The sequence below is a fragment of the Streptomyces fodineus genome (genome assembly GCF_001735805.1).
In the GTDB taxonomy this organism is placed as follows: domain Bacteria; phylum Actinomycetota; class Actinomycetes; order Streptomycetales; family Streptomycetaceae; genus Streptomyces; species Streptomyces fodineus.
This window is the reverse complement of sequence record NZ_CP017248.1, coordinates 4,516,131-4,539,350: the sequence shown is the minus strand read 5'-3', so window position 1 is coordinate 4,539,350 and position 23,220 is coordinate 4,516,131. Positions and strand designations below refer to the sequence as shown.

The 23,220-nt window shown below is 72.0% G+C and carries 24 protein-coding genes; 15 read left to right on the top strand and 9 right to left on the bottom strand.

Annotation, left to right across the window (positions count from 1 at the left end; translation table 11 throughout):
• Positions 1–17 precede the first annotated feature (17 nt).
• Entirely contained in the window at positions 18–521 is a 504-nt protein-coding gene (locus BFF78_RS19080) for a PH domain-containing protein (RefSeq protein ID WP_069779472.1), read from the bottom strand.
• A gap of 31 nt (positions 522–552) precedes the next feature.
• On the opposite strand from BFF78_RS19080, the gene BFF78_RS19075 reads away from it, so the two are divergent.
• Positions 553–1,704: an NADH-quinone oxidoreductase subunit D gene (locus BFF78_RS19075; RefSeq protein ID WP_069779471.1), complete on the top strand. Its 1,152-nt coding sequence runs from the start codon at positions 553–555 to the stop codon at positions 1,702–1,704.
• A gap of 36 nt (positions 1,705–1,740) precedes the next feature.
• On the opposite strand, the gene BFF78_RS43355 is transcribed toward BFF78_RS19075, so the two are convergent.
• A complete protein-coding gene (locus BFF78_RS43355) occupies positions 1,741–3,027 on the bottom strand; it encodes an SAM-dependent methyltransferase (RefSeq protein WP_079161380.1) in 1,287 nt (428 codons plus the stop codon).
• A gap of 118 nt (positions 3,028–3,145) precedes the next feature.
• Here BFF78_RS43355 and BFF78_RS19065 point away from each other — a divergent pair, with 118 nt between their 5' ends.
• Together BFF78_RS19065 and BFF78_RS19060 are read left to right on the top strand one after the other, a co-directional pair.
• Complete coding sequence (locus BFF78_RS19065; protein WP_069779470.1) at positions 3,146–4,351, top strand: sensor histidine kinase; 1,206 nt, start codon at positions 3,146–3,148, stop codon at positions 4,349–4,351.
• 66 nt (positions 4,352–4,417) lie between these two features.
• Entirely contained in the window at positions 4,418–5,089 is a 672-nt protein-coding gene (locus BFF78_RS19060) for a response regulator (RefSeq protein WP_069779469.1), read from the top strand.
• A gap of 1,132 nt (positions 5,090–6,221) precedes the next feature.
• Here the strand turns inward: BFF78_RS19060 and BFF78_RS19055 are convergent.
• Positions 6,222–7,325, bottom strand: coding sequence for a DUF5937 family protein (locus tag BFF78_RS19055; protein ID WP_069779468.1), 1,104 nt, complete (start codon positions 7,323–7,325; stop codon positions 6,222–6,224).
• Between the two features lie 191 nt (positions 7,326–7,516).
• On the opposite strand from BFF78_RS19055, the gene BFF78_RS19050 reads away from it, so the two are divergent.
• The gene (locus BFF78_RS19050) at positions 7,517–7,723 is read left to right on the top strand and encodes a hypothetical protein (protein ID WP_069779467.1); all 207 of its coding nucleotides are present in this window, start codon (positions 7,517–7,519) and stop codon (positions 7,721–7,723) included.
• Here BFF78_RS19050 and BFF78_RS19045 read toward each other — a convergent pair whose 3' ends face one another.
• A complete protein-coding gene (locus BFF78_RS19045) occupies positions 7,724–8,905 on the bottom strand; it encodes a threonine aldolase family protein (RefSeq protein ID WP_165289370.1) in 1,182 nt (393 codons plus the stop codon).
• Between the two features lie 185 nt (positions 8,906–9,090).
• On the opposite strand from BFF78_RS19045, the gene BFF78_RS19040 reads away from it, so the two are divergent.
• The 10 genes from BFF78_RS19040 to BFF78_RS18995 all read left to right on the top strand — a co-directional run bounded on the left by BFF78_RS19040 (position 9,091) and on the right by BFF78_RS18995 (position 17,424).
• Positions 9,091–10,038 (top strand): Rossmann-like and DUF2520 domain-containing protein, encoded by a 948-nt coding sequence (locus BFF78_RS19040; RefSeq protein ID WP_069779465.1) that lies wholly within the window; start codon positions 9,091–9,093, stop codon positions 10,036–10,038.
• A complete protein-coding gene (panC, locus tag BFF78_RS19035; protein WP_069779464.1) occupies positions 10,035–11,036 on the top strand; it encodes a pantoate--beta-alanine ligase in 1,002 nt (333 codons plus the stop codon). Before BFF78_RS19040 ends, panC begins: the two co-directional genes overlap by 4 nt.
• Complete coding sequence (locus tag BFF78_RS19030; protein WP_069779463.1) at positions 11,033–12,742, top strand: L-aspartate oxidase; 1,710 nt, start codon at positions 11,033–11,035, stop codon at positions 12,740–12,742. The genes panC and BFF78_RS19030 overlap by 4 nt, the downstream gene beginning before the upstream one ends.
• Before the next feature lie 29 nt (positions 12,743–12,771).
• Entirely contained in the window at positions 12,772–13,749 is a 978-nt protein-coding gene (gene nadC / locus BFF78_RS19025) for a carboxylating nicotinate-nucleotide diphosphorylase (protein WP_069783667.1), read from the top strand.
• Positions 13,750–13,754: 5 nt separating this feature from the next.
• Positions 13,755–14,552 carry a type III pantothenate kinase gene (locus BFF78_RS19020; protein ID WP_069779462.1) on the top strand — a complete coding sequence of 266 codons (798 nt, stop codon included), beginning with the start codon at positions 13,755–13,757 and terminating at the stop codon, positions 14,550–14,552.
• Positions 14,553–14,762: 210 nt separating this feature from the next.
• Complete coding sequence (locus BFF78_RS19015) at positions 14,763–15,416, top strand: hypothetical protein (protein ID WP_069779461.1); 654 nt, start codon at positions 14,763–14,765, stop codon at positions 15,414–15,416.
• Positions 15,417–15,558: 142 nt separating this feature from the next.
• On the top strand, positions 15,559–15,738 hold the full coding sequence (locus BFF78_RS19010) for a hypothetical protein (RefSeq protein WP_069779460.1): 180 nt from the start codon (positions 15,559–15,561) through the stop codon (positions 15,736–15,738).
• Between the two features lie 154 nt (positions 15,739–15,892).
• A complete protein-coding gene (locus BFF78_RS19005; protein ID WP_069779459.1) occupies positions 15,893–16,342 on the top strand; it encodes a BlaI/MecI/CopY family transcriptional regulator in 450 nt (149 codons plus the stop codon).
• Between the two features lie 9 nt (positions 16,343–16,351).
• On the top strand, positions 16,352–16,885 hold the full coding sequence (locus BFF78_RS19000; RefSeq protein ID WP_069779458.1) for an amino-acid N-acetyltransferase: 534 nt from the start codon (positions 16,352–16,354) through the stop codon (positions 16,883–16,885).
• 203 nt (positions 16,886–17,088) lie between these two features.
• Positions 17,089–17,424 (top strand): histone-like nucleoid-structuring protein Lsr2, encoded by a 336-nt coding sequence (locus BFF78_RS18995; protein WP_069779457.1) that lies wholly within the window; start codon positions 17,089–17,091, stop codon positions 17,422–17,424.
• Here the strand turns inward: BFF78_RS18995 and BFF78_RS18990 are convergent.
• Positions 17,403–18,122, bottom strand: a complete 720-nt coding sequence (locus BFF78_RS18990) for an SCO3374 family protein (RefSeq protein ID WP_193433491.1) — start codon at positions 18,120–18,122, stop codon at positions 17,403–17,405. The two genes, BFF78_RS18995 and BFF78_RS18990, sit on opposite strands and share 22 nt — an antisense overlap.
• Before the next feature lie 430 nt (positions 18,123–18,552).
• On the opposite strand from BFF78_RS18990, the gene BFF78_RS18985 reads away from it, so the two are divergent.
• The gene (locus BFF78_RS18985) at positions 18,553–21,078 is read left to right on the top strand and encodes an ATP-dependent Clp protease ATP-binding subunit (RefSeq protein ID WP_069779456.1); all 2,526 of its coding nucleotides are present in this window, start codon (positions 18,553–18,555) and stop codon (positions 21,076–21,078) included.
• Between the two features lie 79 nt (positions 21,079–21,157).
• Here BFF78_RS18985 and BFF78_RS46250 read toward each other — a convergent pair whose 3' ends face one another.
• From BFF78_RS46250 to BFF78_RS18970, 4 genes are all read right to left on the bottom strand, one after another.
• Positions 21,158–21,328, bottom strand: coding sequence for a hypothetical protein (locus BFF78_RS46250; RefSeq protein ID WP_159033024.1), 171 nt, complete (start codon positions 21,326–21,328; stop codon positions 21,158–21,160).
• A gap of 175 nt (positions 21,329–21,503) precedes the next feature.
• Positions 21,504–21,743: an NACHT domain-containing protein gene (locus tag BFF78_RS48270; RefSeq protein WP_069779455.1), complete on the bottom strand. Its 240-nt coding sequence runs from the start codon at positions 21,741–21,743 to the stop codon at positions 21,504–21,506.
• Between the two features lie 34 nt (positions 21,744–21,777).
• Positions 21,778–22,437 (bottom strand): NACHT N-terminal Helical domain 1-containing protein, encoded by a 660-nt coding sequence (locus BFF78_RS48265; protein WP_227025872.1) that lies wholly within the window; start codon positions 22,435–22,437, stop codon positions 21,778–21,780.
• A gap of 62 nt (positions 22,438–22,499) precedes the next feature.
• On the bottom strand, positions 22,500–23,114 hold the full coding sequence (locus tag BFF78_RS18970) for an HAD family acid phosphatase (RefSeq protein WP_069779453.1): 615 nt from the start codon (positions 23,112–23,114) through the stop codon (positions 22,500–22,502).
• Between the last annotated feature and the right edge of the window lie 106 nt (positions 23,115–23,220).

Genomic DNA, 23,220 nt, shown 5'->3' with positions numbered 1-23,220 from the left:
GCCGTGGTCCGGGGGCGTCACAGGCCCGCCGATCGTGCCTCGCCCAGCTCGGTGAGCCGGTCACGCAGCCGTTCCGCCTCGGCCGGGTCCAGGCCGGGGATGGTGGCGTCGGTCGCGGCGGCCGCCGTGTGCAGCTGCACGGTGGCCAGCCCGAAGCGCCGCTCGACGGGCCCGGAGGTGACCTCCACCAGCTGCATCCGCCCGTACGGCACCACCGTCTCCTCGCGCCACAGCACACCACGGCTGATCAGCAGGTCGTCCGCGCGCTCCGCGTACCGCCACGAGCGCCAGTTGCGTTCCACCAGCCGCCAGCACCACGCGCCGACGGCCGCCGGCACCAGCGCGAGGGCGGCCCACGCGGGCCCCACGAACAGGCCCGGCAGCAACCCGGTGGCGAGCGCGAGCACCGCCGCCCCCACCATCACGAACAGCCGGCGCACGCGTATCAGAGCGGGCTGCAGCCCCCGCCAGACCAGGCCGGCCCCCGGTATCCCGGTCTCCTCCGGGCTCCCCGTTTCCATGGGCCCAGCGTACGTAGGGGAAACTGGGGCCATGACTCCTACGACGGAGACCACGGTCGGGATCGGCGGCGCCGCGGAGAGCACCGACATGGTGCTCAACATCGGGCCCCAGCACCCGTCCACGCACGGCGTGCTGCGGCTCAGGCTCGTGCTGGACGGGGAGCGCATCGTGCGCGCGGAGCCGGTGATCGGCTATATGCACCGCGGCGCCGAGAAGCTCTTCGAAGCACGCGACTACCGTCAGATCATCGTGCTCGCCAACCGCCACGACTGGCTCTCGGCGTTCTCGAACGAGCTGGGCGTGGTCCTCGCCGTGGAGCGGATGCTCGGCATGGAGGTGCCCGAGCGGGCGGTGTGGACGCGCACGCTGCTCGCCGAGCTGAACCGGGTCCTGAACCACCTGATGTTCCTCGGCTCCTATCCGCTGGAGCTGGGCGGCATCACCCCGGTGTTCTACGCGTTCCGGGAGCGTGAGGTGCTCCAGAACGTGATGGAGGAGGTCTCCGGCGGGCGCATGCACTACATGTTCAACCGCGTCGGCGGCCTCAAGGAGGACCTGCCGGCCGGCTGGAGCGCACGCGCGCGTGCCGCCGTCGCCGACGTGCGCTCGCGCATGGACGTCTTCGACGATCTGGTGCTCGGCAACGAGATCTTCCGGGGGCGCACGCGCGCGGTGGGCGCGATGACCCCGGAAACCGTGCACGCCTACGGCGTGAGCGGGCCCATCGCGCGCGCCTCGGGCGTCGACTTCGACCTGCGCCGCGACGAGCCGTACCTGGCGTACGGCGACCTGCAGGAGACCCTCAAGGTCGTTACCCGGAGCGAGGGCGACTGCCTCGCCCGCTTCGAGGTGCTCCTGGAGCAGACCCACAACGCGCTCGATCTCGCGGACGCCTGCCTGGACCGGCTCGCCGAGCTGCCGCCCGGGCCGATCAACCAGCGGCTGCCGAAGGTGCTGAAGGCACCCGAGGGGCACACGTACGCGTGGACCGAGAACCCTCTCGGCATCAACGGCTACTACCTGGTCAGCAAGGGCGAGAAGACGCCGTACCGGCTGAAGCTGCGCTCGGCCTCGTACAACAACATCCAGGCGCTGACCGAGCTGCTGCCGGGGACGCTGGTGGCGGACATGGTGGCGATCCTGGGTTCGATGTTCTTCGTGGTCGGCGACATCGACAAGTAGGCCGGAAGCAGGCCGGCCGCGGGCGGGGGGACCGGCTCAGGCGAGCGGGTCCGAAATTCCAACCGGCTGCAGCAGCCAGCCGAAGTCGCCGAGGCCGCCCGGCGCGGTGAGTTCGGCGGCCTCTCCCGCGCTCGCGAGGGCGCGCACATAGGCGGAGGGGTCCGTGGAGGCCAGCGCGAGCGGGGGGCGCGCGCCGGTGATCTTGAGGGCGCGCAGGGCGGCGCGCTGCGTGAGCAGGCGCGCGGGGGAGAGGGATCGCGCTGTGCCGGAGGGCGCTTGCGCCGTGTCTGGGGGCGTGTTCCTCTCATCACCCGCCACCTGTGGGGGCGTGCGCGCCGTGTTCTGCGGTGTGCCGGGCGCCGCGCCCGAGGGGGTGTGCGTCGTCCTTCGGGCTGAGCGCGCCGTCTCCGTGAGCGGGCGCGCCGTATCGAGGGGCGTGTGCGCCGTGGTCGAGGGCGTTCCCGAGGTCGTGCGCGAGGTCGTACGCGCCGTGGGAGCCGCCGCGCACGCATCCAGCGCGACGTGGGCCGTGATGTCGCACGACCCGTCCGGCACGGGCGCCGTCTCGCGCCCCTCCCGGAAGCCGGTGAGCGTCCCGAACGGGGGGCGCGTGCCGGCGGTGTGCGCGTAGTCCACGGCCACCGCGAGCCCGCGCACCACCCGGTCCACGGCCGACGCCCACGCCAGGTCCCGGGGCAGCCCGATCTCCGCACGCAGCCCCTCCTCGGCCGGCAGCGGCCACCACCGCGCGAGCCAGTCCGCATCCGCGCCGGTCACCGGCTCCCCGAGCCGCTCGCTGCCGTCGTCGCCGACGAGTACCAGCCGGGGCACCCCAGCGGGGTCGACCTCGGCGACGTCCACGGGCACGTTGTCCAGCCACTCGTTGGCGAACAGCAGGCCCGTGACGGCGGCCGGGGGCGTGTCCAGCCAGGCGATCCGCTCGTCGAGTCCGGCCGGGCGGTCGGCGCGCTCGACGGCGTACCCACGCGCGCGTGCCGCCACGTCGGCAGGCAGGGCGGCCAGGACCCCGGTGACCAGCTCGCCGCGCCCCGCGCCCATGTCGACGAAGTCGAGTGCCGCGGGCCGTCCCAGCGCCTGGTCGACCCGGCACAGCAGCCGGGCCACGGCCCGCGCGAACAGCGGGGAGGCGTGTACGGACGTACGGAAGTGGCCGGCCGGGCCCTCCGGGCGGCGGTAGAAGCCGCCGGGACCGTACAGGGCGGCCTCGGTGGCCGCACGCCAGCCGCGCCGGCCCTGGCCGTGGTGACCGCCGTGCTCGCCGCCCTGGGGCTGTTCCGCTTCCGGTGCCGTCTCATCCGTCACCGGAACAGACTAGGCGCACAGATGATCACTTCCTCCACCTTGCGGAGTACGCGCGCCGGGCGCGGATCGGTCCTCCGGTTGACCCCTGCACGCATCTGGTTTCCCTACTCTGGGTTACGTGCAGCGCCTCTATGACTTCCTCCGCCGCCACCCGACCGGGGTCGACACCTTCTGGGCCGTCGTCCTGTTCGGGCTGTCGTGCGTGAGCGTGGTCAATCTCCACGGGACGCCCGGTTACCACGGAACGCTCGCCGAGGGGATGGCCGTCTCCGCCGTCCTGTGCGTCGTCGTCGCGCTGCGCCGCCGTTTCCCGGAGCCGATGCTGCTGCTCGCCCTCACCGTGGGGCTCGCCCAGCTGGTGGTGGACTTCGAGACGACCGCCGCCGACTTCGCGATGCTCGTGATCACCTACACGGTCGCGACGATCGGGGCGCGCTGGGCCTCCCGGCTCGCGCTCGCCGCGAGCCTCGGTGCGGCGGCCCTCGCGCAGATCCGCTGGCCCGCCGAGCACACCAGCTTTCTGGGACAGATCGCCATAGTGGTCTTCCAGACGGTGCCCTTCGCGCTCGCCTGGGTGCTCGGTGACTCCATGCGCACCCGGCGCGCCTACTTCGCCCAGCTGGAGGAGCGCGCGGCCCGCCTGGAGAAGGAGCGGGAGGCACAGTCGAAGGTCGCGGTGGCCGCCGAGCGCGCCCGTATCGCGCGCGAGCTGCACGATGTCGTCGCGCACAACGTGTCGGTGATGGTGGTGCAGGCCGACGGCGCCGCCTACGTGCTCGACACCGCGCCGGACCAGGCCAAGAAGGCCCTGGAGACGATCTCCTCCACCGGCCGTCAGGCCCTCGCCGAGATGCGCCGCCTGCTGGGCGTGCTGCGCACCGGCGAGCACCAGGAGAGCGGGGAGTACGTCCCCCAGCCCGATGTCGAGCAGATCGACGAGCTCATCGAGCAGTGCCGCAGCTCCGGCCTCCCGGTCGACTTCAAGGTCGAGGGCACCCCGCGGCGGCTGCCCAGCGGCGTGGAGCTGACCGCGTACCGGATCGTGCAGGAGGCACTCACCAACACCCGCAAGCACGGCGGGCCCAACGCGGGCGCGAGCGTCCGGCTGGTCTACTTCGACGACGGGCTCGGCCTGCTGGTCGAGGACGACGGCAAGGGCGCCCCGCACGAGCTGTACGAGGAGGGCGGCGCGGACGGCCGGGGGCACGGCCTGATCGGCATGCGCGAGCGGGTCGGCATGGTGGGCGGAACCCTGGACGCCGGCCCGCGTCCGGGCGGAGGATTCCGCATCAGCGCCCTGCTCCCGCTCAAACCGGCGCACTGACGCGCCCGCACGCCCCCTGTTGACACCTGTAACACCGGCATCCCCGCCCCGAACGAAAGAGGCCCGATGACGATCCGCGTGATGCTCGTCGACGACCAGGTGCTGCTGCGCACCGGGTTCCGGATGGTGCTCGCCGCCCAGCCGGACATGGAGGTCGTCGCGGAGGCGGGCGACGGCGTCGAGGCCCTGCAGGTGCTGCGGTCCACGCCCGTCGACGTCGTCCTGATGGACGTCCGTATGCCGAAGCTGGACGGCGTGGAGACCACCCGGCGGATCTGCACCGAGCCCGATCCGCCCAAGGTGCTGATCCTGACCACCTTCGACCTCGACGAGTACGCCTTCTCCGGCCTGAAGGCGGGCGCCTCCGGCTTCATGCTCAAGGACGTGCCGCCCGGCGACCTGCTCGGCGCGATCCGCGCCGTGCACAGCGGCGACGCGGTCGTGGCGCCCTCCACCACGCGGCGCCTGCTGGACCGCTTCGCGCCGATGCTGCCTTCCTCCGGCAAGGAGCCGCAGCACAAGGAGCTGGAGCGGCTCACCGACCGGGAGCGCGAGGTGATGGTGCTGGTCGCGCAGGGCCTGTCCAACGGCGAGATCGCGGCCCGCCTGGTGCTGAGCGAGGCCACCGTGAAGACCCACGTGGGCCGCATCCTGACCAAGCTCGGCCTGCGCGACCGGGTACAGGTCGTGGTCCTGGCCTACGAAACGGGGCTGGTGCGCGCGGGCGGCCACGGCTGAGACCGGCGGCGACGGGCCGGGGCAGGCGCGCTGGGCCCGCAGTGGCCGCGGCCATGGGCGCAGGCCTCTTCCGGGCGCGGCCGGGGCTGGCTGCCGACGGGCCTCGGCGCAGGATCCCGCCCGACCCGGCTGAGGCCGGCAGCGGCGGACCGGCGTCGGCGCGGACCCTCTTGGGGGCGGCTGGGCCCGCAGTGGCCGCGGGCATGGGCGCAAGCCTCTTCCGGGCGCGGCCGGGGCTGGCTGCCGACGGGCCTCAGCGCAGGATCCCGCCCGGCCTGGCTGAGGCAGGCAGCGACGGACCGGCCTCGGCGCAGACCCCCTTGGGGGCGGCTGGGGCCGCTGCGGCTGTGGGCGTGGGCGCAGGGCCCTTCCCGGGCATGGCTCAGAGCGGTGTCGGCGGGGCGGCGTAGGTGCAGGCCCTCTTGGCGTGGCTGGGGCCGCTGCGGCTGTGGGCGTGGGCGCAGGGCCCTTCCCGGGCATGGCTCAGAGCGGCGTCGGCGGGGCGGCGTAGGTGCAGGCCCTCTTGGCGTGGCTGGGGCCGCAGTGGCTGTGGGCGTAGGCGCAGGCCTCCTGCCGGGTGCGGCCGGGGCTGGCTGCCGACGGGCCTCAGCACAGGAGCTTGCCCGGCCACGGCTGGCGGCAAGTCCCGGTGGAGGGCGTGGGCGCAGGCTCCTGTCGGGCGTGGCGGGGACCGGCTGCCGACGGGGCTGATCGCAGGGCCCCGGTCGGGCACGGCTGGGGCAAGCCCCGGCGGCGCGCGTCGGTGCAGACCCCCCGGGCGCGGCTGAGGTCGCAGCGGCTGCGGGCGCGCAGGTTTCCCGCCCGGCGCGGCGGGGGCCCGCCCGTCGACGGGGTCTGAGTGCGGGACTCCGCCCGGCCACGGCTGGGCAAGCCTCGGGCAGGGCCCTTCCCGGGCATGGCTCAGAGCGGTGTCGGCGGTCGCCCGCATAGGCGCAGGCCCCTGGGTGAGGTCAAGCCGCAGCGGCTGCGGGTGGCGTCGGCGTGGGCTCCCCCCGCGTCACGGCTCGGTGGGTTTCGGTGCCGGACGTCGGCCGGGTACGGCTTGGGAAGCTTCCGGTGGCGGGCGGCGGTGTGAGCCCCTCATGGCCACCGTTGCCCCCCGCGAGGCATCTCAGCGCAGGACGCCCTCGATGAAGTCGCTGCCCAGGCGGGCCACCGCCGTCAGGTCCAGCTGGTGCCGGACGTACCGGCCGCGGCGGCAGTTGGTGATCAGGCCCGCCTTCTTCAGCACCGCCAGGTGCCGGGATATCTCGGGCGCGGACATGCCGTGCGCGTCGGCCAGTTCGCTCGTGGTGTGCGGGGCCCGCGCCAGGTGCCGGCACAGCCGCATCCGGACCGGGTGGGCCAGCGCCTCCATGCGGCGGGTGAGCTGCTCGACGGAGGGGGCCTGCGGGCGGGTGCCGCTCGCCGGATAGGTGATCGAGGGTTGCCAGCCGTGCCGGTGCAGGACCAGGAGGTGCGGCCGGCCGAGGCTGGTCGGCACCAGGACCAGGCCGCCGTCGCCCGTGGCGGTGCGGCCCACCGAGAGTTTGTCGACCGTGATGAGCGCCGCCTCCTCGTCCAGCGAGATGGCCTCGGAGAGGGAAGCGAGGGCTTCACCGAGCCCCTTGTGGCGCAGCAGCTCGGTCTTGTGCCGGGCGTCGGCGGCGAGTTGGGGCTGGAGGCGGGCCCAGGTGTCGGCGAAGAAGGCCTCGTCGCAGTCGAGCATCAGCTGCCGGAACCAGGCGCGGACGACCGGCGGGTCCTCCAGCAGCCGGCGTGTGAACCGCTCCTGCACGGCACCGCGCGCGGCGGCCAGCTCCAGGGAGCGGCGGCGCAGTTCCGGGTCGGTCAGCGGGCTGGGAGTACGGACGTCGTAGCGCAGCTGGCAGGTGAACTCCAGGGCGGCGCTGACGAACTGTTCGTCCGTCAGTTTGTCCAGCTGGTCCAGTTCCTCGCCGAGCGTGGCGCCGGGCAGCTCCCGGCCGCCGGGGAGGCCGGCGAACGGGGCGAAGACGTCAGAGAACGTCGTCTGCCACAGGAATTCCGCCTCGCACAGCCGGTCGGCCAGGCAGGGGTCCAGCCGGGACGAGACGGCGGTCGCCCAGCCCTGCAGGCCCGGGTGGTGGCCGGGTGCGCTGAGGGCGTGCAGGGCCATCCCCAGCTCCGCCAAGGGAGAGGGCACGACGGAGACCCGCTCCCGTGGCAGTCCGGTGATGTCGATGCTCACGCTCATGCCTTCCATCGTGCACCCCGCCACTGACAGCGCCGCCGTGGATTGACGGCAGCCGTCAATCCACGGGACAGCCGCCCGGCCCGGGAGCAGCCTGGAACACCGGGCAGCCGCGGAGCCCGAACGGTCACCGATCCGTCGGTGACCAGTCCCCGTACCGAGAGTCCCTAGACCTTCCGAGAAGGCGATCCGCCATGAGCATCACCCAGCAGTACCTCCTCGACAGCCACCGCGCCCGCGTGCTCGGCGAACCGGAGCCGCCCGCGCCCGGCCGCCACGACGCCGATCTGCTGCGTGCACTGCGCGACCGCCGGCGCTTCGACGCGGTCATCGCCGAGCGACCCGCGCGGGGGCGCGTGCGGTACGCCCTGCGCCGGTGGCTGCGCCCGCGCGCGCTGTGATCACGGGGCGGGCAGGCGGGTCACGAAGTCGGCGACGGCCGCCCGTACGTCGTCCGCCGTCCACTCCAGGCCCGTGGCACGGATGACGACCTCCGTGCACGCCATGCCGGGCCCTCGCCGGTCCCAGGGGTTCGCGAAGAGCATCACCGATGTCTCCTCGCCCTGGCGCACGGCCGCCTCGGTCGCCGCATCGGGCTCGTACGGCAGCCAGACCTGGAACTCGTGGGTGTGCGGCACCTCGGGGTGTACGCGGGCCCACGGCACCCCGGCTTCGGCGAAACCTTCGCGCAGCGCGGCGGCCACCACGCGCGCGTGCCGCACGTAGTCGGGCAGCCGGGGCAGCTCCCGTTCGAGCCCGACGAACGCCGACAGTGCCGTCGGGAACTGCTGGAAGATCATCCCGCCGTACCGGTGCCGCCAGGTCTTCGCCTCCTCGATCAGGCTCTCCGGGCCGGCCAGCGCCGCGCCGCCGAAGCCGCCGAGCGACTTGTAGAACGACACATAGACGCTGTCGGCGAGGCCCGCGATCTCCTCCAGAGGGCGCCCGAAGTGGTCCGTGCACTCCCACAGGCGCGCGCCGTCGAAGTGGACCACCGCATCGCGCTCCCGCGCGGCCTCGACGACCTCGGTCAGCTCCTCCCACGTGGGCAGCACGAAACCGGCGTCCCTCAGGGGCAGTTCCAGCATCAGCGCCCCGAAGGGCTCCTCGAAGTCGCGTATCTCGGCGGCCGTGGGCAGCCGGGGTTCGTCGGTCACCCGCACCGGGCGGAGGCCGCTGACCTGGCTGAACGCGTTGCGTTCATGCACCTCGGGGTGGGAGAGGGCATGCAGGGCCACCGTCGGGTTGCCGGTGCGCCCGGCCCAGCAGCGCAGGGCCACCTGCTGGGCCATCGTGCCGGTCGGAAAGAACGCGGCGGCCTCGGTGCCGAGCAGCACGGCGACCCGCTCCTCCAGGGCGGCCACGATCCGGTTGCCGTAGACATCGGCGGGCTCGTCCAGGTCGTACACCCCGGGTGCCGCCTCCGTCAGATGCGCGAGGCGTTCGCGGATGGTGCCGCCCCAGCCCCCGCGTGACAGCGTGCGCCGTGCCTGCCGCTGGGCGGCCGCGCGCCGCTCCCGCCACCCCTGCGGCGACGGTAGTTCTCCGTCCCGCCCGATGCTCTGCTCAGCCGTATCGCTCATGCCGGGGATCATGCCGTCCCCCGGCCGGGTGGGGCATCGGAGTTTCCGTGCGGGGGAAACCGCCGCGGCACGTGGCGAAACCCACAGCCTGTGGACAACCGATCGGCGCCGGACCGAGATAGCGTTAACATGACGAGAAATCGTCCGGTACCCAGAGCGGACTGGAACGGGAAGGCCGCCGTCGCGTGAGTACAGTCCACCAGAAAGACCTCAAGGACCGCCCCGCGCGGCTCACCGTCGGCGTCGTCGGCGCCGGCCGCGTGGGCCCCGCGCTCGCCGCGTCCCTGAAGCTGGCCGGGCACCGCCCGGTGGCCGTCTCCGGTGTCTCCGACGCCTCCCGGCGGCGCGCCGAGACCATGCTCCCGGACGTGCCGCTTGTGCCGCCCGCCGAGGTCCTCAGACGCGCCGACCTGGTGCTGCTCACCGTCCCCGACGACGTCCTGCCCGGCCTGGTCACCGGCCTCGCCGAGACCGGCGCGGTACGGGCCGGACAGCTGCTGGTGCACACCTCCGGCCGCTACGGCGCACGGGTCCTCGACCCGGCCCTGCGCGCGGGCGCGCTGCCGATGGCGCTGCACCCGGCGATGACCTTCACCGGCACCCCCGTGGACGTCCAGCGCCTGGCAGGCTGCTCCTTCGGCGTCACCGCACCCGAGGAGCTGCGGCTGGCCGCCCAGGCCCTCGTCATCGAGATGGGCGGCGAGCCCGAGTGGATCAGCGAGCAGAACCGCCCGCTCTACCACGCGGCCCTCGCCCTCGGCGCCAACCACCTGGTGACCCTGGTCGCCCAGTCCATGGACCTGCTGCGCACCGCGGGCGTGGAGGCGCCCGACCGGATGCTCGGCCCGCTGCTCGGCGCCGCCCTGGACAACGCGCTGCGCTCGGGCGACGCGGCGCTGACCGGGCCCGTCGCGCGCGGGGACGCCGGCACGGTCGCCGCGCACATCACCGAGCTGCGCGCACACGCCCCGCAGACCGTCGCGGGCTACGTCGCGATGGCCCGCGCGACCGCCGACCGGGCACTCGCGCACGGCCTGCTGAAACCCGAACTCGCCGAGGACCTGCTCGGTGTGCTGGCCGACGGGGCCGGCGGCACGAACAGCACTCACGGCACCGAGGGGAACGAGCGATGACCACCGCCCTGCTGAGCACCGCCGACGAGCTGCACGCACGCGTGCGCCACGGCCGCCGCGCCGTCGTGATGACCATGGGCGCCCTGCACGAGGGCCACGCCACCCTGGTCCGCGCCGCGCGCGAGATCGCAGGACCGGACGGCGAGGTCGTCGTCACCGTCTTCGTCAACCCGCTGCAGTTCGGCGCGGGCGAGGACCTGGACCGCTATCCGCGCACGCTCGAAGCCGACCTGAAGGTCGCCGAACAGGCCGGTGCGGACGTCGTGTTCGCGCCCTCCGTGGACGAGGTCTACCCCGGCGGCGCCCCCCAGGTCCGCATCACCGCGGGCCCCATGGGCGAACGCCTGGAGGGCGCCTCGCGGCCCGGGCACTTCGACGGCATGCTCACCGTCGTCGCCAAGCTGCTGCACCTCACCCGCCCCGACGTGGCCCTGTTCGGGCAGAAGGACGCCCAGCAGCTGGCCCTGATCCGGCGCATGGTGCGGGACCTGAACTTCGGCGTCGAGATCGTCGCCGTACCGACCGTGCGCGAGGCGGACGGGCTCGCCCTGTCCAGCCGCAACCGCTACCTCTCGCCGGAGGAGCGGCTGACCGGGCTCGCGCTGTCCCGCGCGCTGTTCGCGGGCCGCGACCGGCACGCCGCGCAGGAAGCGCTGCGCGCGCGTGCCCGCGAAGTGCCCTCCACGCACGCGCGTGCCGAGGCGCTCAGCGCCCTCGGGGAGTCCCGTGCGGCCGCCGACGCGCACGCGGTCGCCACGGCGTCCCCGGGCGGCCCGGCGGCCGTCCGCGCGGCCGCCCGCCAGGTGCTGGACGAGGCCGCCCGCTTCGCCCCGCCGCTCGAACTGGACTACCTCGCGCTCGTCGACCCCTCCGACTTCACCGAGATCGGCGACGAGTTCACCGGCGAGGCCGTCCTCGCCGTCGCCGCCCGGGTCGGCACGACCCGGCTGATCGACAACCTTCCTCTCACCTTCGGAACCCTCGGAGTCGCCTCGTGACCAGCACAGGCACCAGCACAGGCATACGACTGCACGCGCCCGCGCCCGGCTGGGCCATCTCCGCGGACGTGGTCGTCGTCGGCTCCGGCGTGGCCGGCCTGACCGCGGCCCTGCGCTGCCAGGCAGCAGGGCTGACGACCGTCGTCGTCACCAAGGCCCGCCTCGACGACGGCTCCACGCGCTGGGCGCAGGGCGGCATCGCCGCGGCGATCGGCGAGGGCGACACGCCCGAACAGCACCTCGAGGACACCCTGGTGGCCGGCGCGGGCCTGTGCGACGAGGAGGCCGTACGGATCCTCGTCACCGAGGGCCCCGACGCCGTACGGCGGCTGATCTCCACCGGCGCCCACTTCGACACCGACGACGAGGGCGACATCCACCTCACCCGCGAGGGCGGCCACCACCGGCGCCGCATCGCGCACGCGGGCGGAGACGCGACCGGCGCGGAGGTCTCCCGGGCGCTCGTGGAGGCCGTACGCGCGCGTGGGCTGCACACCATCGAGAACGCGCTCGTGCTGGACCTGCTGACCGACGCCGACGGCCGTACGGCCGGTGTCACGCTGCACGTGATGGGCGAGGGCCAGCACGACGGCGTGGGCGCCGTGCACGCCCCCGCGGTGGTCCTCGCGACCGGCGGCATGGGCCAGGTGTTCTCCGCGACCACCAACCCGTCCGTGTCGACCGGCGACGGCGTGGCGCTGGCCCTGCGCGCGGGCGCCGAGGTCTCCGACCTGGAGTTCGTGCAGTTCCACCCGACCGTGCTGTTCCTCGGCCCGGACGCCGAGGGCCAGCAGCCGCTGGTCTCCGAGGCGGTGCGCGGCGAGGGCGCCCACCTGGTCGACGCCGACGGCGTGCGCTTCATGGTGGGGCAGCACGAGCTGGCCGAGCTGGCACCCCGGGACATCGTCGCCAAGGGCATCCTGCGGCGGATGCTGGAGCAGGGCGCCGAGCACATGTACCTCGACGCCCGGCACTTCGGCGCCGAGATGTGGGAGCACCGTTTCCCGACGATCCTGGCCGCCTGCCGCGCCAACGGCATCGACCCGCTCACCGAGCCCATCCCGATCGCCCCGGCCGCCCACCACGCCTCCGGAGGCGTCCGCACCGACGCCCGGGGCCGTACGACCGTGCCCGGCCTGTACGCGTGCGGCGAGGTCGCCTGCACCGGCGTGCACGGCGCCAACCGGCTCGCCTCCAACAGCCTCCTCGAAGGCCTCGTCTACGCCGAGCGCATCGCCGCCGACATCGCGCAGACCCGAGCGGAAAACGGCCTCCACGCGCGCGTGCCCGCACCGGTGCCGTACCCGGAGAAGCCCGCGCACCCGCTGCTCGCCCCCGAGACCCGCTTCGCCATCCAGCGGATCACGACCGAGGGCGCCGGCGTGCTGCGCTCCGAGGACTCCCTCGCCCGCGCCGCCGAACAGCTCCAGCGGCTGCACACGGACGCCCGCGACGCCCTCGAGGAGAACGGCAAGACCGCCGAGCCCGGCGTCGACACCTGGGAGGCCACCAACCTCCTGTGCGTCGCCCGCGTCCTGGTCGCCGCCGCGCGGCTGCGCGAGGAGACCCGCGGCTGCCACTGGCGCGAGGACAGCGCCGAGCGCGACGACAGCCACTGGCGGCGCCACATCGTCGTACGGCTCAATCCGGACCGGTCGCTGGCCGTACGCACCACGGACACCGCAGACTTCCCCCCAACCCGGTAACACCCCAGCGCCCAGGAGCAGTGACGAACGTGAGCACCGACGACCTTCCCCTCGCCCCCACCGGTGGCTGCGGCGACGGCTGCGCCTGCGGCGCCGAGGGCGACGAGGAGTACCTGGAGAGCGGGCTCGACCCCGCGCTCGCCGAGCTGCTGGCCGCCGCCGGGCTCGACCCGGTCGAGGTCGAGGACATCGCCAACGTGGCCATCCAGGAGGACCTGGACGGTGGCGTGGACGTGACGACCGTCGCGACCATCCCCGAGGAGGCGGTGGCCACCGGCGACTTCACCGCGCGCGAGGCGGGCGTCGTGGCGGGCCTGCGGGTCGCCGAGGCCGTGCTGTCCGTGGTCTGCACCGACGAGTTCGAGGTCGAGCGGCACGTCGAGGACGGCGACCGGGTCGAGGCCGGACAGAAGCTGCTGTCGGTCACCACGCGCACGCGTGACCTGCTGACCGCCGAGCGCAGCGCCCTGAACCTGATGTGCCGCCTGTCCGGCATCGCGACCGCCACGCGCGCGTGGTCGGACGCGCTGGAGGGCACCAAGACGCGCGTGCGCGACACCCGCAAGACCACCCCGGGCCTGCGCTCCCTGGAGAAGTTCGCTGTCCGCTGCGGCGGCGGCGTCAACCACCGCATGTCCCTGTCCGACGCCGCCCTGGTGAAGGACAACCACGTGGTCGCCGCCGGCGGCGTCGCGCAGGCCTTCAAGGCCGTACGGGAGGCCTTCCCGGAGGTGCCGATCGAGGTCGAGGTCGACACCCTGCACCAGCTGCGCGAGGTGGTCGAGGCGGGCGCCGACCTGATCCTGCTGGACAACTTCACGCCCGACGAGTGCGCGGAGGCCGTCGGGATCGTTCGCGGCCGGGCCCTGCTGGAGGCCTCCGGCCGGCTCAGCCTCGACACCGCGCGCATCTACGCCGACACCGGCGTGGACTTCCTGGCCGTCGGCGCGCTCACCCACTCCGCGCCGATCCTGGACATCGGCCTCGACCTGCGCGAGGCGGAGTAACCGCGATGCTCCTCACGATCGACGTCGGCAACACGCACACCGTCCTCGGCCTGTTCGACGGTGAGGACATCGTCGAGCACTGGCGCATCTCCACGGACGCGCGCCGCACGGCGGACGAGCTGGCGGTGCTGCTCCAGGGTCTGATGGGCATGCATCCGCTGCTCGGCGAGGAGCTGGGCGACGGCATCGACGGCATCGCGATCTGCGCCACGGTGCCCTCGGTGCTGCACGAGCTGCGCGAGGTCACCCGGCGCTACTACGGCGACGTCCCCGCCGTCCTGGTCGAGCCGGGCGTCAAGACGGGCGTGCCGATCCTCACCGACAACCCCAAGGAGGTCGGCGCGGACCGGATCATCAACGCGGTCGCGGCCGTCGAGCTGTACGGCGGCCCGGCGATCGTCGTCGACTTCGGTACGGCGACCACGTTCGACGCGGTGTCCGCGCGCGGGGAGTACGTCGGAGGCGTGATCGCGCCCGGTATCGAGATCTCCGTGGAGGCGCTCGGCGTCAAGGGCGCCCAGCTGCGGAAGATCGAGGTGGCCAGGCCGCGCAGCGTGATCGGCAAGAACACGGTCGAGGCCATGCAGGCGGGCATCGTGTACGGCTTCGCCGGGCAGGTCGACGGGGTCGTCAGCCGGATGGTGCGCGAGCTCGCCGACGACCCGGACGACGTCACGGTGATCGCCACGGGCGGGCTCGCCCCGATGGTGCTGGGGGAGTCCTCGGTGATCGACGAGCACCAGCCGTGGCTGACGCTGATCGGGCTGCGCCTGGTGTACGAGCGGAACGTGTCGCGGCTGTGAGGTGGGCCGGCGCCCGGGCGGGCGCCGGATTTCCCGCTTCACGTTTTCTCGCTTCACGCGCGCGTGGGGCCGTGTTCACGGCCCGTTCCCGTAGCCCCGGTCGAGGGAAACGGGGACCGACACGCGGCGAAATAACATCCCAATTCGTCACTTTTGTCCGATTAGCGGTAGCGTCGCCGCATGCCCACGCCATACGGATCACGCGGCGGCATGGCGTTCGGTGTGGAGGAGCTGCGTGTGCTCCGCCGCGCCCTCGCCCTCGCCCTTCACCCCGGCCAAGCGTCCGCCGAGGACGTCCAGGACTGCTTCCGGCTCGCCGAGTCGCTCGACGAGGCGATGCACGAGGGAGCGAGACTGCGCGCGTTCCTGGTGGCCGACCTCGGCCGGTACCGGGCCGCACTGCCGGGTACCGCCGTCGGCTATCTCGCCCTGCTGGAGGAGGCGCTGGGCGCCGGGCACCGGCCGACTCCCGACGATCTCGCGGCGCTGCGGGCGCTGCGCGGGAACCCGGCGGCGGCCGGGCTGCTGGACCGCTGCCAGGCGCTCGCCGAGCAGGACGTACGGGCCCGGTTCGCGCAGGGCGCCAGGGCCGTCCCCGCGCCCGCCGTACCACCCGCACGGGCGCGCCTGACGGCCCTTCCCGGTGGCGCGGGAGAGTCCGCGGCGGGACAGGGCGAGGAGTCGCCGAAACCCGCCCAGAAACCGGCACCGAAGCCCGCGCCCACACCGACGCCGACCAAGCGGCCCGCGCCGGAGCCGGCCGCGCCGAAGCGGCCCATCCCGACGCCGGGCGAGGTCTTCCCGCGCCGCAGGCCGACGCCTCCGGCGGACCCGGCCGAGCCCCGCGAACTGGCCGTCGGCTGACCGGCCCCGGCCCGCGGCCGGGACCGTTTTCCCATCTGCACCACCGTGCCGGCACGGTGGTGCGGCCGCGTCTTGTCCGACCGGACGCGCGGCTCGTGCACCCCGGGGCTTTTGCCCGTTGCGCCGTGGCTACTCTGGAGGCATGGACTACGTCTCCGCGCTCGTGCCTCCGGTCGTGATGGCCGTGTTCTTCATCGGTGTGGTCAGGGTGATCGTGAAGACCCAGGGCGGGGCCGCCAAGGCCAAGGAGGACGCGGCCGTCGACGCCGCCCTCGCGCGCGCGGAGGGTGCGCGTCAGGCCTCCGCGGCGCACGACTCCTGAGGCGAGCGGTCGCTCCATCCCCTGGGATCTTGACCTGTACGCCCTTTTTGTTCGCATTCGTGGGTTTGATGCACGTTCGGCACGCCATTGCCGGGATCTCCCACTATTGTTCTGAGCTGTGCCTCGCCCATTGGGAGAACTCGAAGACGCGGTCATGACGCGGGTGTGGAAGTGGAACCGCCCGGTGACCGTTCGAGAAGTCCTGGAAGACCTCCAGCAGGAACGCTCCATCGCGTACACCACCGTGATGACCGTTTTGGACAATCTCCATCAGAAGGGCTGGGTCCGCCGCGAGGCGGAAGGGCGGGCCTATCGATATGAGGCCGTCTCGACGCGAGCCGCCTACGCCGCCGCCCTCATGAACGACGCCTGGTCGCAGAGCGACAACCCGGCCGCCGCTCTCGTCGCCTTCTTCGGGATGATGAGCGAGGAACAGCGGCAGGCTCTCAGGGACGCCGTACGCATCGTCCAGGGCCCGGAAACCCTTGAAGCCCCCGAACCGCGGCAACGGGAAGCCGGGCAAGAGGAAGCTCCGCGTCAGGAAGCGCCCGAACCCCGGCAAGAGGAGAACCCCGGCTCGGCAGAGGGCGCCGACGGGCGATAGCGTCCGCTCATGCCAGCAGAGCGTCCCGAAGTCTCCGCAAAAGCCATCACCGTCCGGCGGGCCCGGACCAGCGATGTCACGGCCGTACGCCGCCTCCTCGACGCCTACGTCCGAGGCCGCATCCTGCTCGACAAAGCGACGGTCACGCTTTACGAGGACATCCAGGAGTTCTGGGTCGCGGAACGCGACGACAACGCCGAGGTGGTCGGCTGCGGGGCGCTGCACGTCATGTGGGAGGACCTCGCGGAAGTCCGCACTCTCGCGGTGAAGCCGGGCCTCAAGGGCGCCGGTGTCGGCCATCAGTTGCTGGAGAAGTTGCTGCAGACCGCGCGCTGGCTCGGCGTTCGGCGCGTTTTCTGCCTGACCTTCGAAGTGGACTTCTTCGGGAAGCACGGCTTCGTGGAGATCGGGGAGACACCGGTCGACACCGATGTGTACGCGGAGCTCTTGCGTTCCTATGACGAGGGCGTCGCGGAGTTCCTCGGTCTCGAACGAGTGAAACCGAACACCTTGGGCAACAGCCGGATGCTTCTGCATCTGTGATCGTCTTTGCCCGGGTGCCCTATGTCCGAAACGCGTATGTTTCCGGACGGAGGCGGTCCGCCGGTCCTCTCCCAGGGGTTTGTGTTTTTCCGGCAAAAGCGGTTTGCTTTCCGACGTACTGCAGTACTGCATATAACAGGGGCGGCGAAACGGCGGACGCCACACACCCCTGGCCCGCAACGTTATCGATGAAAGGAAATCCGGTGGCACAGAAGGTTCAGGTCCTTCTTGTCGACGACCTCGACGGCGGCGAGGCGGACGAGACCGTGACGTTCGCGCTGGACGGGAAGACGTACGAGATCGATCTCACGACCGCCAATGCGGACAAGTTGCGAGGGCTTCTCGACCCCTATGTGAAGGGCGGCCGTCGTACCGGAGGCCGTGCCTCGGGCGGACGCGGAAAGGCGCGTGCCGCTGCCGGTGGCAGCCAGGACACGGCGGCGATCCGTGCCTGGGCGAAGGAGAACGGTTTCGAGGTCAATGACCGCGGCCGAGTTCCCGCGTCCATTCGCGAGGCCTACGAGAAGGCCAACGCCTGATCCCGACGGCAGACGGTCGGCAGACCGGCGCCCAGGCGCCGCAGCCGGATGCGGTGACACTGTGCTGCCACCGTGTCCACCAGTCGTACGAGATCGGGGGCGCTCCCCTCGCGCCCCACGGCCGGCAGTGCCGGCAGCGAGGCCTCGGCCTCACTTCCAGCCCCAGGGGGCCGCAGCCATACGGCGGCCCCCTGCACGGACCGGGGTACGGACCGGGACCGCATCGCGACGCCTTCGCCTTGGGCGAGGCCCCTCACGGGCGGCACGAATCCGGCGCGCAAAGAGCCGGTCGCCGGTGGGGCCGGCGCCTCCATGGCGTCGCCCGTGCCCAGGACCCGCAGGTCGAGGGCTACGGCGCTCCACTCCAGCCAGTCCAGCAGCCCCGGCAGCTCCTCCGCGCTGCCCGCGGCCACGAGCAGCTCCATCCGGTCGCCCCGAAGGGCCACCGGGGAGCCCGGCGCGAGATGCCGGAGCGCCTGCGCGCCCGCCTCGGCCGGCACGTCCAGGACGTCGAAGTGCACCCCGGTGATCAGCCGCAGCGGCCGTCCGGGCACTGTCGCCCAGCCCAGATCGTTCTCGTACCAGTGCCGGGCCCACGCATCCGGGCCGGCCGGCAGAACGCACATGTCCGGTGCGTCCGGATCCGAGGGACGGCGGGGAAGGGGGACCGTTGAGGTCGCGGGGACCGAGCCAGCCATGCCAAGTGCAACCGCCCAAGCGACCGTTGGGTTACGCTGGGTGTTCCAGTGATTGCGCAGAGTGTCGAACGAGGGGGCGCGCGGGGGTGCGGGGAGGCGCAAGGTTGTTCGCCCATAGCGGAGTGAGCCGGTGCGCGCGGCATGGAGTGTCAGTCCCAGCGGGTAAGACATGCCTAGTGGGAGGGGGCGACACGCAGGTCGGGACGTCTCACGTTCGCCATGGGCGTACTGGCGATGGGGGTAAGTGCCTGGCCTGCGGGAACATCGTCTCGCACCATCGGGTTGGAGCAGATGTCGGCGTTCGGGGTCAGGAGGCCATCGACGGTGTCGGCAGTTGGAATGAGCGGTCCCCGCTTGCGGGACTAAGCTGCGGAAGGACAGGGAGGGGAAGTTCCCCCCACTGCCTGACCGCTCTGAGGAGCGATTAACGATGTTCGAGAGGTTCACCGACCGCGCGCGGCGGGTTGTCGTCCTGGCTCAGGAAGAAGCCCGGATGCTCAACCACAACTACATCGGCACCGAGCACATCCTCCTGGGTCTCATCCACGAGGGCGAAGGTGTCGCCGCTAAGGCCCTGGAGAGCCTCGGCATTTCGCTTGAGGCGGTCCGCCAGCAGGTGGAGGAGATCATCGGTCAGGGCCAGCAGGCCCCGTCCGGGCACATCCCCTTCACCCCCCGTGCCAAGAAGGTCCTGGAGCTGTCGCTCCGTGAGGCTCTTCAGCTGGGCCACAACTACATCGGCACAGAGCACATCCTGCTCGGCCTGATCCGTGAGGGCGAGGGCGTCGCCGCCCAGGTCCTGGTCAAGCTGGGCGCAGACCTCAACCGGGTGCGGCAGCAGGTCATCCAGCTGCTCTCCGGATACCAGGGCAAGGAGACCGCCACCGCCGGCGGCCCGGCCGAGGGCACCCCCTCGACCTCCCTCGTCCTGGACCAGTTCGGCCGGAACCTCACCCAGGCCGCTCGTGAGTCCAAGCTCGACCCGGTCATCGGGCGCGAGAAGGAGATCGAGCGGGTCATGCAGGTGCTGTCCCGCCGTACGAAGAACAACCCGGTCCTGATCGGTGAGCCCGGCGTCGGCAAGACCGCCGTCGTCGAGGGCCTCGCCCAGGCCATCGTCAAGGGCGAGGTGCCCGAGACCCTCAAGGACAAGCACCTCTACACGCTGGACCTCGGCGCCCTGGTCGCCGGCTCCCGCTACCGCGGTGACTTCGAGGAGCGCCTGAAGAAGGTGCTCAAGGAGATCCGCACCCGTGGCGACATCATCCTGTTCATCGACGAGCTGCACACGCTGGTCGGTGCGGGTGCCGCCGAGGGCGCCATCGACGCGGCTTCCATCCTGAAGCCGATGCTGGCCCGCGGCGAGCTGCAGACCATCGGTGCGACCACCCTGGACGAGTACCGCAAGCACCTGGAGAAGGACGCGGCCCTGGAGCGCCGCTTCCAGCCCATCCAGGTCGCCGAGCCGTCCCTGCCGCACACGATCGAGATCCTCAAGGGTCTGCGTGACCGGTACGAGGCGCACCACCGTGTCTCCATCACGGACGAGGCCCTGGTCCAGGCGGCCACCCTGGCCGACCGGTACATCTCCGACCGCTTCCTGCCGGACAAGGCGATCGACCTGATCGACGAGGCCGGCTCGAGGATGCGCATCCGCCGGATGACCGCTCCGCCGGACCTGCGCGAGTTCGACGAGAAGATCGCCGCCGTCCGCCGGGACAAGGAGTCCGCGATCGACTCGCAGGACTTCGAGAAGGCCGCGTCCCTGCGCGACAAGGAGAAGCAGCTCCTGGCCGCCAAGGCCAAGCGGGAGAAGGAGTGGAAGGCCGGCGACATGGACGTCGTCGCCGAGGTCGACGGCGAGCTGATCGCCGAGGTCCTCGCCACGGCGACGGGCATCCCCGTCTTCAAGCTCACGGAAGAGGAGTCTTCGCGCCTGCTCCGCATGGAGGAGGAGCTGCACAAGCGGGTCATCGGCCAGAACGACGCCGTCAAGGCGCTGTCGAAGGCGATCCGCCGTACGCGCGCGGGGCTCAAGGACCCGAAGCGTCCGGGTGGTTCGTTCATCTTCGCCGGCCCGTCCGGTGTCGGTAAGACCGAACTGTCCAAGGCGCTCGCCGAGTTCCTCTTCGGTGACGAGGACGCGCTGATCTCCCTCGACATGTCGGAGTTCAGCGAGAAGCACACGGTGTCGCGACTCTTCGGTTCCCCGCCCGGATACGTGGGCTACGAAGAGGGCGGCCAGCTGACCGAGAAGGTCCGCCGCAAGCCGTTCTCCGTCGTCCTCTTCGACGAGGTCGAGAAGGCCCACCCGGACATCTTCAACTCGCTGCTGCAGATCCTGGAGGACGGTCGCCTGACCGACTCCCAGGGCCGGGTCGTGGACTTCAAGAACACGGTCATCATCATGACGACCAACCTCGGCACCCGGGACATCTCCAAGGGCTTCAACCTCGGCTTCGCCGCCGCGGGTGACACGAAGACCAACTACGAGCGCATGAAGAACAAGGTGTCGGACGAGCTCAAGCAGCACTTCCGCCCCGAGTTCCTGAACCGCGTCGACGACGTGGTCGTCTTCCCGCAGCTGACGCAGTCGGACATCCTGCGGATCGTCGACCTGATGATCAGCAAGGTGGACGAGCGCCTGAAGGACCGGGACATGGGCATCGAGCTCTCCCAGTCCGCCAAGGAGCTGCTGTCCAAGAAGGGTTACGACCCCGTGCTGGGCGCCCGGCCGCTGCGCCGCACGATCCAGCGCGAGATCGAGGACTCGCTGTCGGAGAAGATCCTCTTCGGCGAGCTGCGCCCCGGTCACATCGTGGTCGTGGACACCGAGGGCGACGGCGACACTGCCACCTTCACCTTCCGCGGTGAGGAGAAGTCGGCACTGCCGGACGTCCCGCCGATCGAGCAGGCCGCTGGTGGGGCTGGGCCCAACCTGAGCAAGGACGCGTAAGCCTCCGGCCAATTGGCCGAGTTGAAGGGGCCGGTGCCTTTTGGGCGCCGGCCCCTTTCGGGTGTCCCCAGGGTTCTTTTCAGAATGCGTAGGCGCGAGAGGGCGGCACGACGACGTCGGCGTCCGGCAACTGGGCCGCATACCTGGCTTCCCCCAGGGACACGGCCTGCTTCGCGAACAGCCTGACGATGCGCAGGTTCGGGCACAGCCGGGCCAGCGGCGACAGATCCTCGTCGCCCTGCATGTTCATCACGAAGAGGCTGTCAGCCGCGGACAGTTCAGGGGCTCCGGCACAGAGGAAGTGACGAGCCAGCGGTTGCCGGGGAACGCCTCGACGAGGTCGCGCAGCCAGGCCCGGGCCCGTGCCCGCTCCGCTTCCGGTACCTCGTCGAGGCCCTAGACCAGCATCAGGCCGCGTCCGGCCGTCACACCCGGTGCTCCCAGCCGCCCGGCTGCGCGCCGCTCAGCGGGCAGCCGACGGCGGCGAGGAAATCGGCCGGCGCGGGGAGCCGTTGGCCGTGCCGGGTGAGGGTGCGCAGCGGAAGGACGAACGGAACGCGGCCGGCGAGATGGGCCATCCGGCCGGTCGGCTCGGTCGCGGCCGACACGGCGAGCCACTGGATCAGTGTGGTCTTCCCCGAGCCCGCGACGCCCCGCGGCAGCACCCGGTGCCGGCCAGCGCCTCGCCGGCGGGGGCGGTCACCGGGCCGGTGGGCGCCATCCGAAGGCGGGGCCGAGCGGGGCGCCGCCGCGTCCGACCGCCTCCAGGCTCAGATACGAGGCGTCCAGCGGCCAGCGGCCCGGTGAATTGCCGAGGTCGATGCCGTAGATGGTGAGCTTGCCGTGCTTCCCGGCGAGGTATTCGAGATACCGGACCTCGAATCCGATGTCCTGGGCGTCCGGGCTGGGTATCCCGGCGAGCAGTTCCTTGACGTCCGCGGCCGTTCTGGCCCGCGCACGGCTGTGTTCCACGGCCGTGCGGGCCGCGAACGTGGACCGGCGGGTGAAGGATTCCAGGAACTGGCCGCAGGCACCGTCGGTCGCACCGGCCAGGAAGAGGGCCGCTTCGGCGGACAGCCCGTCGGCCTTCGGAGCCGCCTGCTCCAGCCGCCGGGCCATTGCGTGGTCACCGAGTTGTACGGCCTGGACGACATCCATGTCGAGCTTGCCGAGGGCGAGCAGTCTGCGGGTGAGCGCCTCGGCGACGGCCGGCTTCTCGTCGCGGGGAAAGGGCGGCTCGCCCGGGGATTCCAGCGCCGCGTCGGCCAATCGGGCGGCGAGCCTGCGTAACTCCCTCTGGCCGAGGGCGTGTTTCTCGCCCCGGAAGGGAAGACGATCGCTGCGGGCTCCATCCGCCACCCCCGTGGTCGTACGACGGTCAGAAGTACGGATGGAGCCCAGCCCGGCGGTCAGGCCATGTGTCAGGACAACTGCCCGTTGTAGTCCGGCAGTTTGAAGGTCTTCTCGGCGTGGCCGCCGGAGAGGTCGGTGGCGCTGTTGCCGATGTTCGCGATGATCGTGTAGCCCTGGTTCTCGATGTCGACGCGCTGGGCGGTCTTGTAGGCGGCGACGTCCTTGAAGAGGTCGAACAGGCCGCGGACGTAGAGGCCGGAGACGTCGTAGCCGTCGTGTTCGAGGTTGTACTCGGTGGGCAGGTAGATGATGCCCGGACGGGCCGTGACGAAGAACAGCGAGACGCCGTGTTCCTGGGCGTACTTCGCGACGTTCAGGACGGGCTTGTTGGCCGGCTGCGGGTAGCTGAAGCCGAAGTCGGTCTCCAGCGTGGTGTTGTCGATGTCGAAGACGATCGCCTGCTTCTCGCCCGGCTCGGCCTCGGCGATGCGCTCCTTCAGATACGGCAGGGCCTGGTCCATCACCGTCTGGCAGTCCTTCTGCCAGGTCGCGTAGTCCACCTTCGTGGCAGAGGCGGTGGCGCTGCTCGTGGTCGCGGCCTGGGCCGGGGCGGCCAGCGCGGCCAGGGCGGCCACGGAGACGGCGGTTGCGGAGATGCGGTGAGCCCAGGGGCCTGTGGTCATCGGTGGGGGTCCTCTCACGTCCGTACGTGGGTCCGTACGCGTCCTGAAATGTCAGGGGCATGATCTGTGGCGAGGGTGGCGTGAGGGGAACCGTAGGGTTACTGGA